13 protein-coding genes and 1 pseudogene are annotated in these 16,260 nt (G+C 56.0%); 5 read left to right on the top strand and 9 right to left on the bottom strand.

Features of this window, described 5'->3' with window-relative positions:
• Positions 1–7: 7 nt before the first annotated feature.
• Positions 8–940 (bottom strand): alpha/beta hydrolase, encoded by a 933-nt coding sequence (locus tag CPH17_RS17070; protein WP_074395412.1) that lies wholly within the window; start codon positions 938–940, stop codon positions 8–10.
• A gap of 139 nt (positions 941–1,079) precedes the next feature.
• Between CPH17_RS17070 and CPH17_RS17065 the strand changes: the two genes are divergently transcribed.
• Complete coding sequence (locus CPH17_RS17065) at positions 1,080–1,454, top strand: hypothetical protein (RefSeq protein ID WP_074395411.1); 375 nt, start codon at positions 1,080–1,082, stop codon at positions 1,452–1,454.
• Between the two features lie 250 nt (positions 1,455–1,704).
• Positions 1,705–3,744 carry a choline BCCT transporter BetT gene (gene betT / locus CPH17_RS17060; protein ID WP_074395410.1) on the top strand — a complete coding sequence of 680 codons (2,040 nt, stop codon included), beginning with the start codon at positions 1,705–1,707 and terminating at the stop codon, positions 3,742–3,744.
• Between the two features lie 134 nt (positions 3,745–3,878).
• Here betT and CPH17_RS17055 read toward each other — a convergent pair whose 3' ends face one another.
• The 6 genes from CPH17_RS17055 to CPH17_RS17030 form a co-directional block, all read right to left on the bottom strand.
• Complete coding sequence (locus CPH17_RS17055) at positions 3,879–5,384, bottom strand: tripartite tricarboxylate transporter permease (protein WP_074395409.1); 1,506 nt, start codon at positions 5,382–5,384, stop codon at positions 3,879–3,881.
• A gap of 9 nt (positions 5,385–5,393) precedes the next feature.
• Complete coding sequence (locus tag CPH17_RS17050; protein WP_074395408.1) at positions 5,394–5,966, bottom strand: tripartite tricarboxylate transporter TctB family protein; 573 nt, start codon at positions 5,964–5,966, stop codon at positions 5,394–5,396.
• Positions 5,967–6,123: 157 nt separating this feature from the next.
• Positions 6,124–7,080, bottom strand: a complete 957-nt coding sequence (locus CPH17_RS17045; RefSeq protein WP_074395407.1) for a Bug family tripartite tricarboxylate transporter substrate binding protein — start codon at positions 7,078–7,080, stop codon at positions 6,124–6,126.
• Between the two features lie 334 nt (positions 7,081–7,414).
• Positions 7,415–8,695: an MFS transporter gene (locus CPH17_RS17040; RefSeq protein WP_074395406.1), complete on the bottom strand. Its 1,281-nt coding sequence runs from the start codon at positions 8,693–8,695 to the stop codon at positions 7,415–7,417.
• 5 nt (positions 8,696–8,700) lie between these two features.
• On the bottom strand, positions 8,701–9,381 hold the full coding sequence (locus CPH17_RS17035; protein WP_074395405.1) for an RraA family protein: 681 nt from the start codon (positions 9,379–9,381) through the stop codon (positions 8,701–8,703).
• A gap of 72 nt (positions 9,382–9,453) precedes the next feature.
• Positions 9,454–10,464 carry a hydroxyacid dehydrogenase gene (locus CPH17_RS17030; RefSeq protein WP_231898045.1) on the bottom strand — a complete coding sequence of 337 codons (1,011 nt, stop codon included), beginning with the start codon at positions 10,462–10,464 and terminating at the stop codon, positions 9,454–9,456.
• A gap of 165 nt (positions 10,465–10,629) precedes the next feature.
• Here CPH17_RS17030 and CPH17_RS20310 point away from each other — a divergent pair.
• The 3 genes and pseudogenes from CPH17_RS20310 to dauA form a co-directional block, all read left to right on the top strand.
• Positions 10,630–10,746 (top strand): annotated as a pseudogene (locus tag CPH17_RS20310) (LysR family transcriptional regulator); the annotation flags it as partial.
• Between the two features lie 72 nt (positions 10,747–10,818).
• Positions 10,819–11,523, top strand: a complete 705-nt coding sequence (locus CPH17_RS17025; RefSeq protein ID WP_231898119.1) for a LysR substrate-binding domain-containing protein — start codon at positions 10,819–10,821, stop codon at positions 11,521–11,523.
• Positions 11,524–11,683: 160 nt separating this feature from the next.
• Positions 11,684–13,435: a C4-dicarboxylic acid transporter DauA gene (dauA, locus tag CPH17_RS17020; RefSeq protein ID WP_074395403.1), complete on the top strand. Its 1,752-nt coding sequence runs from the start codon at positions 11,684–11,686 to the stop codon at positions 13,433–13,435.
• A gap of 75 nt (positions 13,436–13,510) precedes the next feature.
• Here the strand turns inward: dauA and adhP are convergent, their stop codons facing one another.
• A complete protein-coding gene (adhP, locus tag CPH17_RS17015) occupies positions 13,511–14,539 on the bottom strand; it encodes an alcohol dehydrogenase AdhP (RefSeq protein WP_172822083.1) in 1,029 nt (342 codons plus the stop codon).
• A gap of 137 nt (positions 14,540–14,676) precedes the next feature.
• Positions 14,677–16,197, bottom strand: a complete 1,521-nt coding sequence (exaC, locus tag CPH17_RS17010; RefSeq protein ID WP_074395402.1) for an acetaldehyde dehydrogenase ExaC — start codon at positions 16,195–16,197, stop codon at positions 14,677–14,679.
• Positions 16,198–16,260: the final 63 nt, after the last annotated feature.

Here is a 16,260-nt window from a genome sequence, read left to right as displayed (position 1 = left end):
ATTCAGGTCAGGGCGCGACCTGCTGGTTGAGAAACGCAATCCCCGCCTCTATCGCGCCGCCGCGTAGTAGAAAGCTCGCGAAGTGACCGCGTCCGTGCAGCAGATAAAGCTCGCTCTCAATACCGTTGTCGATCAGCGTTTGATAAAAGTCCTCGCCATGGTCGACGGGTACTAACCTGTCCCAGGTGCCATGAAAGATAAAAAACGGTGGCGCATTGGACGTTACCTGACGCTCGGGGGAAGCGAGTCGGTAAGCCTCATTTTTCTCAGCGCGGGTACCACCGATAAAATCGACCACCAAGCGCCCGTCATCAAATTTGAGCAAATCGCTGGGTAGACCACCGACCAACACTGCGGCCAAGCGAGCGTGTTCACCGCCATGGGGGCTTGCCAGCGGTCCTTCCACCCCGGCCAACGCCAGCAGGCTGACCAAGTGAGCCCCCGACGAAAAGCCCACGCCCACGATGCGCTGAGTATCGACTGCCCAGGCATCAGCGTTGGCATGAATCCAGGCCATCGCCTGCTGTAGATCGTGTAACTGGGCAGGAAAGCGATAGGTCGGCACAAAGCGGTGCTCGATATTCACCGCCACATAGCCCTGCGCCGCCAATTCCTCGGCAATGCCCTGCATATCCTCGGGGCTGCGATTACGCCAGCCGCCACCGTGAACAATCAACGCTGCCGGGCGACGCGCCTGGGTTGGCGTATCGGGCAGATAGACCTCGGCGTTGAGGGTCTCGGGCCACGCATCGGGGGTATACGGCATGGGCGGGAGACGCGTATAAGGCGTCGCCTGCTGGGCAGCAGCGTCAACCTCGTTGGCGGCCTCACCCTGGCTGGCAAGATGAGTAACCCCACAACCGCTCAGCAGCAACGTCAAGACACTAACCCCACCGAAGCACTGCAAGTACTTCAACAGCGATTTATTCCGCATAGCCATTCGCCTCATGGGCTTTCTCCTCTGATGAGCCCCCGCCCCCCAGCAAGCTTACTAAGATCATGATTGTTGCACACTCCCTGCAAAGGGTTTGCACCCGCTCGGGCAATACTGACATCGTCAACTCACCAGGAGATACGCTATGACGTTGTCACTTCGTCAATTTGTTGCATCGGCACTGTTCGCCACTGCCATGCTGCCCTTAGCCATGACCGCTCAGGCGAACCAACACGGCGGCGAGAAACATGGGCCAGAACGAGAACGCATGCAAGAACACCGTCAGGACATCTACCAGCGCGCGGAACTTAGTGACGATAAGCAGCAAGCGCTGGACGAGGCTCACGCAACCTTTCGTGATGAAATGAAAGACGTCCGCGAAGCCCACCAAGACCGGATGGCCGAAATTCTCACCGAAGAAGAGCAGGAAGCGCTACGCAACGCCATGCACGAAGCCCGTAAAGAATACCGTGAAGGTCACGGTAAGCATCATCATGGGGAGGAACAAGACGCCGAATAAACATGTTTATTTAGCGTTTACCACACTGCTAATGCCCGGCTCTGCCGGGCATTTTTTGTTTCTAAACTGGGTAAATAACTCGATTTACACCCTCAATATCGTGCGTATATCTAGCATAGAGTCGACATAGGGCTGACACACAGACTTGAAGACGGGTGTTAAAGCGCGTATTTTATTTGAACGTTCATTCAAAATAAAAAATTGCCTGAATCGCTCGCTTCATTTTGTCTAACAATAGGAGTCCGCCTACATGGCGAAAGACAACCCAACCCTTCCCTCCCGGGACCGCCTTAACCCCGTGGTATTCCACGGCAGTGTGGCGGGTATCGTGATCTTTCTGGTACTTACCATGCTCTTCACCGAGCAGGCAGGCGCCTTTTTTGATGCTGGCCTTGCCTGGGTGAGCACCACTTTTGGCTGGTACTACATGCTGGCGATCGTCGCGTATTTGGTATTTGTCGCGCTGATTGGCATGTCGCGCTACGGCAGTATTCGGCTGGGGCCTGACCACTCACGACCAGAGTTTTCGCTGCTCTCCTGGTCGGCCATGCTGTTTGCCGCGGGTATCGGGATTGACCTTTTATTCTTCAGCGTCGCCGAACCGGTGGCCCACTACCTGGCACCGCCCGACCTGGAACCCGAAAGCCAAGCCGCGATGCGTAACGCCGTCGTTCAAACCTATCTGCACTGGGGGCTCTCCGGTTGGGGGCTGTACGTGTTGATGGGTATGGCGCTGGCTTACTTTAGCTACCGTCACCGCTTACCACTGGCCATTCGTAGTGCCCTTTATCCGCTGCTGGGTAAACGGATCCACGGCCCGATTGGCAACGCAGTGGATATTACCGCCGTGATATCAACGGTATTTGGCATTGCGACCAGCTTGGGCATCGGCGTGATGCAGCTCAACTACGGCCTGAACTATATGTTCGACGTGCCGGAAAACCTGACCGTGCAGGTGTTGCTGATTGTGCTGGTAGTAATCCTCGCCACCATTTCGGTGGTCACCGGGGTGGAAAAAGGTATCCGCCGCCTGTCCGAGTTCAACATGCTGCTGGCCCTTGGCCTGATGCTGTTTGTACTGTTTTCCGGCGACACCTTGGTGCTACTCGATAAAGTGGTCAACAACGCAGGCGACTACTTCTCGGGCTTTGTGGCGGCCAGCTTCGACACCTACGCCTTTGCCGGTGACGACGCCCAAGAGTGGAAAATGTGGTGGACAATCTTCTTCTGGGGCTGGTGGATCGCCTGGACACCCTTCGTTGGCCTTTTCCTAGCGCGTATCTCGCGCGGCCGCACGATTCGTGAATTTGTTGCCGGGGCGCTGTTTATTCCCCTGGCCTTTATGATGGTGTGGATGTCGGTGTTCGGTAACAGCGGCATTGAATTAGTCGCCAACCAGGGCGTTGCCGAACTTGGTGAACAGGCACTTAACACACCACAAACCACCCTTTACACGCTACTTGAGCACTACCCGTACGTGGGCATCAGCGCTGCTGTTGTCACGGTGCTGGGGATTGTGTTCTTTATCACGTCAGCGGACTCCGGCGCGCTGGTACTGGCCAACTTTACGTCTATTCTCAGTGACGTTAACCACGATGCGCCGGTCAAACTGCGTATTTTCTGGTCGGCGATTATCGGCCTTATCACCATTGCCCTGCTGATGGCGGGCGGCTTGGAAGCCCTGCAAAGTGCCGTGGTGATTACCGCCCTGCCCTTCTCGCTGGTGATTTTCGCCATCATGGTCGGCATGGTCAAAGCCCTCAAACTTGAAGGCAGCAAAGCCGATGCGCGGCGTATGATTGCCGGTGGCGCCCCAGGTGGCGACTGGAAGGAGCGCTTGGATCGCGCCCTGGATACGTCTAACCGTGCGGGTGCCGCCGCGACAATTGAACACTCCATTCGCCCGGCAATGACGCAGTTTGCCCAGGAGCTTGAAAGCCGCGGACAAACCGCTAACGTCACCGAAGAGAACATTGAGGGTGAATCACTGCCCAACCTGACGCTGCAAGTCGACTTTGGCGCCGCCACCAGCTTTGTCTATCAGGTATGTCCCCACCGCATGCGTACGCCTAGCTTTATTCCGGCAGATGACGATTTCTACGTGCGATTGGATGTCTATCTTGCTGAAGGTGGGCAGGACAAGGACCTTAACGGCTATACCCGAGGTCAGGTAATTGGTGACTTGGTAAGCGAGTACGAACGCCATCTGCACTTCTTGACGCTGGCCGGTCATCAGCAGGCAATGCCCGGCACCATCGGCGAACCGCCGGAAGCAGCTAACTTGGGCTGAGCTAGATACTCAGGATGCAACGACGGGGGAGCCAAGAAGCGCCCCCGTCGTGCTATTTCTACCAGTCTAGCCGCCACTTTATCCTCAGCCGGATGGAAGTGACTCGTCCTGAGTGGAAAGATCAGTGGACTTATTCAAACAACCTTCATCTGTTGCTTGCCCCGGATAAGCCGCATGATCAGCGGGACCAGGACGACGAACAGCGTCATCGCGATGATAACCTTGGAGGTAGGACTCATCGCCAGCACCGAGAGATCGCCTCCTCCGATGCGAAGGGCCAGTCGGAGATTCTGTTCGGCGAAGCCTCCCAGAATTAAGCCCAGTACTACCGGTGGCAGCGGGAACTTTAGCTTCTCCATGAAATATCCGATTAAACCAAAGCCCAGCATAAGGTAGACATCGAACATTCGCCCATTAATCGAATAGACCCCTACCACGACCAAGGCGATGATGATGGCGCCGAGCAGTGGCCGAGGCAGACGCAACACCTGTGCGAAACTGTTCGTGGCAAGTGCACCACCAAGGAAAATCAACAGGATGGCAGCGAACAGGAACTGCCACATAAAACCAAATACGATTTCCGGGTTTTCACGGAATAGCATCGGTCCAGGCTGCATGCCATGAATCAGTAGTCCACCAAGCATTACCGCCGCAACGGCCGTCCCCGGTATCCCGAGCGTCAGAGCAGGGATGAGGGCCGAGGCGGTATCCGCATTATTGGACGTCTCTGATGCCGCGACACCTTCGGGCTCTCCCGAGCCCCACTCATCGGGATTATGGGAGGCACGACGCGCCTCGTTGTAGCTCAGAAAGGCCGCCATCGAGCCTCCCGCACCCGGCAGGATACCGATGAAGACACCGATCACCGAAGACCTCACCCAGGTTTTCCAGTATTTGAGCATGCCAGGAATCGCTTTCCATATGCTGATCGTATTGAGACGGCCGGCATTGGAAGCATCGATATCCTTAATCTCTTCCAACAAACCAATTGCCGGAGGTAAGGCATAAAGCCCCACTAACAACACAACGATATTGATACCATCTAGCAATTCCAGATGACCGAAGGTATATCGGTCATATCCCGTTATGGAATCAGAACCAATCAAGGAAACAAAGATACCGAAACAAGCGCTTATCAGGCCCTTAAGAACATCTCCTCCGAGTAGGAAAACTATCGCCGACATGCCAAAGACTGCCACCCAGAAGACTTCCGCAGGGCCGAACAGCAAGGTGACCTTTGCCAAGGGGGGAGCCAACAGCATCAAAACCAGTGCCGAAGCGATACCTCCAATTGCTGAAGACACCACCGCAACTTGAAGTGCATACCCCCCCTCGCCCTTCTGCGCCATGGGATAACCATCGAAAGTCGTCGCCACGGCGGCAGGTGTACCCGGTATACGAAGCAGCACAGCAGGGATCGAGCCGCCATACATGGCACCGTTATAGATCCCGGCCATCATTCCGAGTGCCACCAGCGGATCCATTCCAAAAGTGAAGGGAATCAGGACAGAGATCGCCATGGTGGCACTGAGTCCCGGAAGGGCACCAACGCAGATGCCAGCAATCACGCCGATTACGACAGCGGCTATATTCCCAAAGGACAATACCGCCGGGAGCGCATCGATAAGACTTCCGTACATATAGCCCCCTTAGCGGATAAAGAATTCGGGGGGCAAGTCTTGCCCCATGAGAAGCACAAAGATGATTGCCAATCCGCCTGTAAAAATCAGGTCGGCCAATAGCAATCGCTTGATATGTCGATAGCCAAAGCACCAAGCAACCGCCGGAATCATCATTGCCGTGGTCGTATAAAAGCCTATTAGCGACACGCCTAGAGAATAAGCAAGGATGGCAAAAGTAATGCCGAAAAATCGCCGCTTATTCACAAAGACTTGATAGCGATGCGCCATAGAGCGCCCATTCCTGATATTAATGAGCGTACGAAGCACCATGAGTAACGAAAGCACAATCAGCGCTCCCAGCATGGCGATCGGCAACACAGAGCTCATCGGCGGCATATCCAAGGCAAAAGTCAGCAAGTAGGATGCCCCTACAATGACAACAAGCCCGACAATCAAGTCATGATGTAGGCCGCGCACGCTCTTTTCGCCTGAATATTCATTCAAATTTGCTCCCGATAACGAACCCTGATCTTTTGAGTCAGCGTCACGATAATCAGTATCTCTCACGTCTTCACTGTTGGCATTATCTGGTCTGCTCATGACGTCTCCTCTATTCTTGCTGGCATGAGACTTAGGCTGCAGCGCCACCAAAGGCGCCACAGACCACGCTTGGAACAACTTATCGGCCGACATCTCCGCTAAGAGATGGGTAATAGACCTAAACTCGCGGGTTGATTGCGTTTTATGTAAAGTCTCATCACTTCCAGGGAGAGTCTTCCCAGACGCGTTTTGCCAGCTCGAACTGCTCGGCATTGAGTTCACGGAAATCCTCTCCCAGGGTCAGTTCCACTGGATTGCCTGACTTCTCCATAGCCTCCTTGAACTCGGGGTCTTCGAAGGTCTTTTCAAAAGCGGAGAGCAGCTTTTCCTCGACATCGGCAGGAAGACCATCAGGGGCCACAAACCCCCTTAAAGCACCATGAAAGAGGTCATATCCCTGCTCGGAAAAGGTCGGAACATCTTCCGCCAGCTCATTACGCTCTTTAGTAGCAATGCCAACTACGTTCAGTTCATCACGGAAATTGACCACCTCGGAAAGATTAATAATACCCATGGTGACATGCCCGCCCATCAAGGCACTTCGTGCCGGAGCTGAGCCTTCAAAGGGTACGATGGTATATTCGGCATCGGTCTCCTCGGTGAGTCGGATCAGGAAGAAGTGATCATCACCACCGAGGCTAGACATGCCCACAGTGACCGCGCCAGGCTTTTCCTGTGCGGCTTCGACGAGCTTATCCATGGTATCGATGTCGCTATCCTTGGGAGTCACGATCACATTAGGATCGTTCACGATATTGGCCAAGTACGTGAAGCTTTCCGTGTCGTAATCAGCATCGCGATCCTGCGTGCGAGCCATCACACCAGGCAGGTTGTAGGTGCCGATCGTATAGCCATCCGGATCGGCCTCGGCCACAGCGGTAATACCAATCTGACCACTGGCCCCCGGCTTATTCTTGACCACAACAGAAGCATCATTACCCAGATACTCTTCCAGGAACGGCCCAATAGTACGGGCCATTACATCGGTACCACCACCGGCCGCAAAACCGACGATCACCTCGATTCTATCCTCGGGGTATTCGGCAAATGCCTGTGTCGAGGTTGCAGCAGCTACTAGGAGAGCGGCGGCGATACTCGGAATCTTGATTGTCATATTTTTATTACTCCCATTAACGTTGAAAGTGATTTCGAGGAAGCTATAGCCTCAAGCACCCAGTAAAAAATACAGCCCTGCTAAATTAAAGCGAATACTTCTTCACGGAAGATTTAAAATTTTTAAATCTATTATTATCGATGCCACAGATCGTCTCGAAGCCCGTCAGTTCTGGGGTTGCGGCAACCCGCTCTTATATACGCTCATAAGTCAGCGTCCCTGAGATACGACCAAAGGATAATGCCACTGCCACGGAAGTCACCTACTCGCACGGTGCCGAACGAATACGCGGGTTGGTAGATCATGGAGTCGGCGCCACATTGCTATCTGCTGATTACTTACTCGCCTCATGACGCAAGACCGGACTCAGCACTAGCACGATCGCCAATACAAGCAGGCAGGCAATTGCGAAGACCTTACGCTCGGATACCGTATCGGCAATCATGCCGATCGACATCGCGCCGAGGGCAGGCAAGCCACGGAAGATCATCGTATAGAGCGACAGCACCTTACCCCGAATTTGATCGGGCACCTCCGTCTGCAAGACAACCTGGGTGCAGATTCCATTCGCAAGGATCACCCCCGATAGAAATGTCAGCGCCACCAAGGCCACCCACAGAAAGTTACTGAGCAGAAAGCCCCCGCAACCCAGCACTCCGGCCACCGCGAAGCCAAGTGCGAGCGTCAAGTGACGGCCACGAGAGAGCAGCACCGAGGCCACCACTGCCCCGATCATGGCCCCCGCTCCCTGCGCCGAGGTCATCAGCGAGAAGGCTCGTGCCGCCATGGCGTCGCTCAGGGCCAAACTCTCAGCAAAGGTAGGCAACAACTCGAAGATAGGCCGAAAGCACAGCGCCAGAAACGCGAAAAGCACCAGGAGAACTTTGTGCCGTCTGGTCAGACCTCGCCATACCGTCGACCAGCCGTCTTCCTCGCCCTCGCCCCTTGATGGGGCTCTTGTCCTGGCCGTCTCCGGCCTTGCAGAGGCAACGCCAGTTTCCTCAGGAGAGAGGCTTCTTGAGTCCGCCCTACGCCTGGACAACCGCGAAAGGATCAACGCAAAGATCAAGTAGCTGACTGCATTAAAAATAAAGATTGCCCACATAGCATGCAGTGCGATCGTGACGCCACCCACTGCGGGCCCCAGCATCCGTGCCAGATTGAAGACAACCGAGTTCATTGCCACAGCACCCGGAACGTCGGGCTGAGGCACAATACCGCCTACAACCACCATACGCACGGGATGATCAAAGCCATTCACTACCCCGGTGAGAGTCGCCACAGCCAGCAGCATCGCCGGATTGAGCAGTCCGGTCAGGGTCGCTACTAACATCATGCAGGGCGGTGCCAATGACATGACCTGCAACTGCCTGGCCAAGCGCAGGCGGTCCTTTCGATCCACCAGAGAACCAGCAAAGGGCGCCACGATCACCGAGGGCAAAAGGTCGGCCATTGCCATCAGTCCCAGCATGAAAGTCGACTGCGTGATGTCCCACGCGAGCCAGAGCAATACCACGCGCTGCCCCCACGTGCCCACTACCGACGCAAAATTGCCGGCGAGGTAAGCACGGAGTGGAGCATGGGCCAACGGAGAGGCAGCCCGAGGCAGGCGCAAGGTATTCAGTCTCCAACAAATGCACAACCCGAGGCTTCCAGCGCCCGATTCACCCAGGTGCGGTCAATGGTACCCGCCTCAATTGCGGCCATTTGTTTCTCCTCCGCCGCGCCTTTGGCCTTGGCCGCCGCCAATACCGCCTCGAGGTCGACGAAGGGAACTGACAACACGCCATCGGAGTCTCCAAGGATTAGGTCGCCGGGTTCGATCACCATGCCGCCGAGGTTGATCGGGGTATTGATCTCCCCCGGTCCGTTCTTGTAGGGACCGCGATGCGTCACACCCACTGCATAAGTCGGCAGATTGAGCTCGCGGAAGGCGTCAAGATCACGTAATGCACCATTCAGCACAAAACCGGCCACGCCCCGCTTGATGGCCTGGGCCAGCATCAGTTCACCCATCAGCGCATTGGTCATATCCCCACCGGCATCGCAGACGATCACGTCACCCGGCTCTGCCATATCGATTGCCTTGTGCAGCATCAGGTTATCGCCAGGCCGCGTACGCACGGTCAGCGCCGGCCCGGCTAGCACACCTTCGCGATGCATCGGCCGCAACGCTGGCCCTCCGGCGAAGATGCGCGACATGCAGTCGCTGACATTGGCGACCGGCAGTGCCGAATAGTCGAGGACGGTCGGCGCATTGACTCGACGCACACGTTTGAAGATTCTGTTACCGGTGGTCATCTGGCTCTCCTAAAGTCTTGTTATGGGTTGCAGCGAGTATGCGCGGCCACACTGCGGCAGCGTTTGCGGCCGTCACTGCTCTGCAGTGGTCGACAGGTTGCGCAATCCGGAAACGTCATTGACCAAACGGTCTGGTGGCAGCGAGCGGCCTGCGAGCAGTTCGATGATTCCGCCAACGGCGAGCATACCGACGCGGGCACCGGCTTCCTCGGTAACACCGCCAATGTGCGGGCTCAGCACCACGCGCTCGGAGCACATCAGCGGACTGACTTTACTGGGTGGCTCTTCTGCAAAGGTATCCAGGCCCGCCCCCGCGAGATGGCCATTCTCCAGCGCTTCAAGCAACACCTCCTCATCGATCAGGCCACCACGCGCCGTGTTAATGACATAGCCGCCACGGGGTATGAGACGCAAAGTTTCGGCGTTCAATAAATGATGAGTCTGTTCGGTCAAAGGGCAATGCAGGCTGACAATATCCGACTCTCGCAGCAGATCTTCCAGATGCTCCGCCCGCCGGCCTCCCATGGCGGCAATGCAATCGGACGAGGCAAAGGGATCGAAAACCGTTAACTCGAATCCCAGTCCATCAACGACCCGAGCGGTGGCTTGGGCTATGGCACCAGCCCCGATCAGCCCCAGCCGCATACCCGCCAGTTCCCGCCCCTCGAAATCAGGCTTCTCCCAGCGACCGGCACGCATGCCCTTATCAAGCGGAACGATCTGCTTGACGGTGGCAAAAATCAGCGCAGCGGTATGCTCGGCAACCGAGACGGCATTCGCCCCGGCAGCACGCAACACCTGTACGCCCTGGGCCGTTGCAGCGCTGACATCAATATTGTCAACCCCCGCACCGTGCTTGGAGATCACCCTCAATGATTTCCCCGCTGCCGCTGCCTTGGCAGTAAACTGCCCCATCCGGGAAACGACGCCTACAGGATCGTGACGTTCGATATACTCTTCCAGCGTCCCCTCAGAAGGATAAGCTGGAGTGTGTATGACGGTGTAACCTGCAGACTCGGCCATTTGCCGAGCCTTATGGGCTAAGTAAGGGCCTGTCACCAGAATCGACTTTTGCGTCGCCAAGCCTGAATCCTCCTTTGTTAGTAGAAGCAATCAACCAGCGGGCCATAAGATGTCCCCAAAACAGATTGCCTTAAGTGCTATCATCAAAATACAGGAAGATTTTATTTATTAAAGCGAATAAAACTTTCCATAATATTAAGATTTACTTCACAAAGGGGCGGATACATGGATACACGCCAACTACGTACTTTCATCGCGATTTCTGAACACGGCACCTTTGCGCGGGCAGCCCAGGCAGTAAATCTAACTCCCTCAGCCGTCAGTCAACAGATTCATGCACTAGAACAGGAGTTGGACACCCCTCTTTTCAATCGAGCTTCACGCCCACCAAGCTTGAACCTGCGGGGGTTGCAGATGCTAGAAACCGCAAAGAAAGTACTGAGCTTGGTGGATGAAACACGAGGTGTGCTTTCTGAACGCCGTATGACCAGCACGCTCAACATCGGCTCAGTACGAACCAGTACCATCGGCTTACTGCCGCGTGCCATCGTCGCACTACGTAAAGAATATCCAGAACTCAATGTAAATCTGCGCGTTGGCATGTCTTCGTCGCTGATTAGCGACGTTAATGCCGACAGGCTGGATCTCGCGGTAGTAGCGGAACATTCCAGTGTATCGCGCAACATGCTCTGGTCGCCGTTCATCCGAGAACCACTGGTGGTTATTGCACCGCCCGGCACCCCGGAAATGCCTGTCAAACAACTGCTGGAGGAACTTCCCTTCGTCCGGTTCGGAAGCGACGTGCCGTTAGCCGCTCTGATCAACAACGAATTAGCCCGCTTGGGGGTCGAAATAGAGGAAATAGCCGAAATTGATACTATACCGGCCATTGTAGAGTGCGTAGCAGCTGGGCTTGGTGCGGGGATCGTGCCAGATATCGCCGTGCGTGAGAACGGGCGTGACATGCTGACACTGCCATTCGGCGATCCTCAGGTTTTTCGCCAGATTGGCGTGATTCACCGGGCTGGATCGGCCAAATCGGAACTGCTGGTAGCGATGCATAACAAGCTGGCCGAAATGGCTGGCGAGTTCGGTATCTTCCGGAGAGAGCCTACCTAACTCTTTTTTCACAGCACCGACTTTACTGGCGAACCGCCGGAGGAAACTACTCAGCCTTCCTGATAGGGCATAAGTTCTGTAAACAACATCCTGTTGTGCGAACTAAACGGTAAGAGTAGCGTAAAGGTCTGATTTCCGTAACGCCCAAGAGACTGCACCCATGTCCCGCCGCCATCACACCAAGGAATACGTCTTTCCCATGCCCGGCAGCGCGCTCGTCAGCGCCTGGCGTGAAGGGTATACGCTGGCCACATTAAAGCGCGATGTAATGGCGGGGCTGACGATTGGCGTGGTAGCGGTCCCCCTATCGATGGCACTGGCAATTGCCACGGGCGTGCCGCCCCAGCATGGGCTTTACACCGCCATCGTCGCGGGGGCAGTGATTGCCTTAACCGGTGGTTCGCGGTTTAACATCTCCGGTCCCACGGCCGCCTTTGTGGTCATTCTATTTCCCATTGTGGCCAACCACGGTCTGGGTGGACTGCTGATTGCCACACTAATGGCAGGCGCCATTTTGGTGGCGCTGGGGCTGTCGCGGCTGGGCAGCCTGATTCAGTACGTTCCCTACCCGGTTATCCTGGGCTTTACTGCGGGCATCGGCGTGGTCATTGCGCTGCTGCAACTGCCTGACTTTCTTGGCTTAGCTGGCGTGGAGCTAGGCGATAGCACCCTGCACAACCTAATGCTGATTGGTCAAGCGCTGCCCAGCCTGTCGCTAGCAGAGGTCAGCGTCGGGCTTGTTACCTTAGCAACGCTGCTGATCTGGCCCCGCCTGAACACGCCAATCCCTGCCCCACTGGTTGGCTTGGCGCTGGGTACCCTGGCCGCAGCGCTGCTGCTGATGGGTGGCGTTGAGGTCGATACTATCGCCTCGCGGTTTAGCTGGGAGTTCGAAGGTCAAACCGGCAGCGGCATTCCACCCTTTGCGCCTAGTTTTAACGCACCTTGGCATTTTCCAGGCGCAGATGGTGCTCCACTTGAGATCAACTTTGCTCTGATTCAGGCACTGCTTGGCCCGGCACTGGCGATTGCACTACTGGCAGCGATTGAATCGCTGCTGTGTGCCGTGGTGGCGGATGGACTAACCCGCACACGCCATGACCCTAACGCTGAGCTAATTGGCCAGGGGCTGGGCAATTTAGTCGTGCCCTTTTTTGGCGGCATTACCGCCACGGCGGCACTTGCCCGCACGGCAACTAATATCAAAAGCGGGGCTTTCTCACCTATCGCCGCCTTGGTGCACTCAGTGGTGGTATTACTCGCTGTAGTCGCCCTGGCGGGGGTGTTGGGATATGTACCCATGGCTGCACTCGCCGCCCTGCTATTTATTATTGCCTGGAACATGAGCGAGGCGCGCCACTTTTTGCATACGCTAAAAAGTGCCCCCGCCAGCGATGTATCAGTGCTGGTAATCTGCTTTGCGCTGACGGTGGTTTTCGACATGGTCATCGCGGTGGCCGTGGGTATTGGCCTAGCGGCAGCACTATTTATCCGCCGTATGGCACAGCTGACCCATACCCAGCGTTTAGATCCGCCCGATTCTGACCAGCACTTCCCTCCGGAAGTAGCGCTCTACAAAATCAGCGGACCGCTGTTTTTTGGCGCGGCCGAAAAGGCCATTGCCACGCTGCGGGTAATTGATCACGGCGTTCGGGTTGTCATTTTGGATATGCGCGATGTGCCAAGCCTGGATACCACCGCCATGGTGGCGCTGGACAGCCTGCGCCGGGAACTAGGAGAGCAAGACGTAGGCGTTATTTTTGCTGGGCTGCCGCCGCGTATGGCGCTAAAAATTAAACGCGCGGGCATTAAGCGCGAAGCAGGTAAGTTAGCGGTCGTCAGCAATCTAGCCCACGCCGAGCGCATGACACGTCGCTGGCTGGGTGATAGAGCTACTGTGAGTGCTGAGTAGCAGATAGGAAATGGCAAGCTTGCAAATAAAAAGGGGAAGTGTCCTTCCCCTTGTGTCGCACCCACTAAACAGCGATCAACTCGCCATATCGAGCACAATACGGCCTTCTATTTTGCCGTCGATCATGCGCTGGAAAACGTCGTTGATATTATCCAGCGTGTCGGTTGCCACCGTGGCCTTAACCTTACCTTCGGCGGCGAAATCCAGGGCTTCCTGCAGGTCGCTGCGCGTGCCGACGATAGAGCCGCGAATGGTAATACCGTTAAGCACCGTGCTGAAAATCGGCAGCGGGAAATCACCGGGTGGCAGGCCATTAAGCACCAGTGTACCGCCACGGCGCAGCATGTTTTGCGCTTGATCAAACGCCTTCGGCGACACCGCTGTCACCAAGGCACCGTGAGCACCACCGATGGTTTTCTTCAGGTAGGCCGCTGGGTCAGTTTTCATGGCGTTGACGGTTACCGTGGCGCCCAACCGCTCGGCCAGGGCTAGCTTGCCGTCATCGATATCCACCGCAGCAACATTCAACCCCATGGCTTTGGCGTACTGCACCGCCATATGGCCCAGGCCACCAATGCCCGAAATCACCACCCACTGGCCGGGGCGGGTATCGGTCATCTTCAAGCCTTTATAAACCGTCACTCCCGCACACAGTACCGGAGCTATTTCGATAAAATCGACGGCATCGGGTAATCGCCCTACATAGCCCGCATCCGCCAAGGTGTAGTCGGCAAACCCGCCGTTAACGCTGTAACCGGTATTTTGCTGGGACTCGCAAAGTGTCTCCCAACCGCCCAAGCAGTGCTCGCAGTAGCCGCAGGCCGAATAGAGCCAGGGTACGCCGATACGATCGCCCTCTTTGACGTGGGAGACACCTTCCCCCACCGCCACTATATGCCCAACGCCTTCGTGCCCTGGAATAAACGGCGGTGAGGGTTTTACCGGCCAATCGCCGTGAGCAGCGTGTAAATCGGTATGGCAAACGCCAGAGGCCGCCACTTGCATCAACACTTCGCCCTGCTTAGGGCGAGGTACGTCAACTTCTTCAATGACCAGCGGCTGGCCAAACTTACGAACGACCGCCGCGCGCATTGTGCTATCCATGATACAACTCCTAATAGTTTCCGATATAGCCGTTTAACAACGACTCATATTGATAGAGTCAGCGTCCAGGGAACTGACACGACCGCCCGGCTAATGCCGGACGGTGTGGCTTGCTATAGTAGAAAAAAGCTGACGGCTTAGAAGAAGCCCAGCGGGTTGATGTCGTAGCTGACCAGCAGGTTTTTAGTTTGCTGATAGTGCTCAAGGGCGACTTTATGGGTTTCGCGGCCAACGCCGGATTTCTTGTAGCCACCGAAGGCCGCGTGGGCGGGGTACTGATGGTAGCAGTTGGTCCATACGCGCCCGGCTTGAATGCCGCGCCCCATACGGAAGGCGACGTTGATATCGCGACTCCACACGCCCGCGCCCAGGCCAAACTCGGTGTCGTTGGCGATTGCCAGCGCTTCCTCTTCGTCTTTGAAGGTAGTCACCGCCACGACCGGGCCAAAGATCTCCTCCTGGAAAACGCGCATCTGGTTATTACCCTTCAGCAGCGTGGGCTGAATGTAGTACCCGCTATTGATGCTGTCGTCCATGGTCTCTTTATTGCCACCGGTGAGGAATTCAGCACCTTCGTCGCGGGCAATATCCATGTATGACATGATCTTGTCGAACTGCTCCTGGGAAGCCTGCGCGCCTACTTGCACATCGGTATCCAGCGGATTACCGCGCTTGATGGTTTTGGTGCGCTCGATGACCTTGGCCATGAACTCGTCGTACATGCTCTCTTGAATCAGCGCGCGAGACGGGCAGGTACACACCTCGCCCTGGTTAAAGAACGCCAGTACCAAGCCCTCTACCGCTTTATCAATAAACGTCGGTTCGGCGTTCATGATGTCGGCGAAGTAGATGTTGGGCGACTTTCCGCCAAGCTCCACGGTGGAAGGAATAATGTTTTCCGCCGCACATTTCAAAATATGCGACCCCACCGGGGTTGAGCCTGTGAAGGCGATTTTGGCGATGCGTTTGCTGCTGGCCAGCGCCTGGCCCGCCTCGGCACCAAAGCCGTTGACGATGTTCAACACGCCTGGCGGTAGCAAATCACCGACCAGTTCAGCCACTTTCAAAATCGAAGCCGGCGTCTGTTCGGCGGGCTTGAGCACCACGCAGTTACCCGCCGCCAGTGCAGGCGCCAGCTTCCAAACCGCCATTAGAATCGGGAAGTTCCAGGGGATAATCTGGCCCACTACGCCCAGCGGCTCGTGGAAGTGATAAGAAACCGTGTTGGCATCGATATCCGCCGCCGTGCCTTCCTGCGAGCGTATGCAGCCGGCAAAGTAGCGGAAGTGGTCAACCGCCAGCGGCAGATCGGCGTTCAGCGTTTCACGCACGGCTTTGCCGTTGTCCCAGGTTTCGGCAACGGCAAGCATTTCCAGGTTTTGTTCAATGCGGTCGGCGATTTTCAGCAAAATATTGCTGCGCTCTTGCGCCGATGTTTTGCCCCAGGCAGGGGCGGCAGCGTGAGCCGCGTCCAGCGCTTTGTCGATATCTTCCGCGCTTGAGCGGGGGATTTCGCAAAACACCTGACCGTTCACCGGGCTAACGTTATCGAAGTATTGGCCCTTCACCGGGGCAACAAATTCGCCGCCGATGTAATTGCCGTAGCGTTTTTCAAATGACACCAGTGAACCAGTGTCACCAGGATTGGCGTATATCATTATTGAGCTCCTGCGTATTATGATTATTAAAAGGTGCTCATGCAGTGTTGGTCAGATGGGCGC

Source organism: Halomonas sp. hl-4 (genome assembly GCF_900215475.1).
GTDB lineage: Bacteria > Pseudomonadota > Gammaproteobacteria > Pseudomonadales > Halomonadaceae > Vreelandella.
This window is presented reverse-complemented; position numbering and strand designations above follow the sequence as displayed.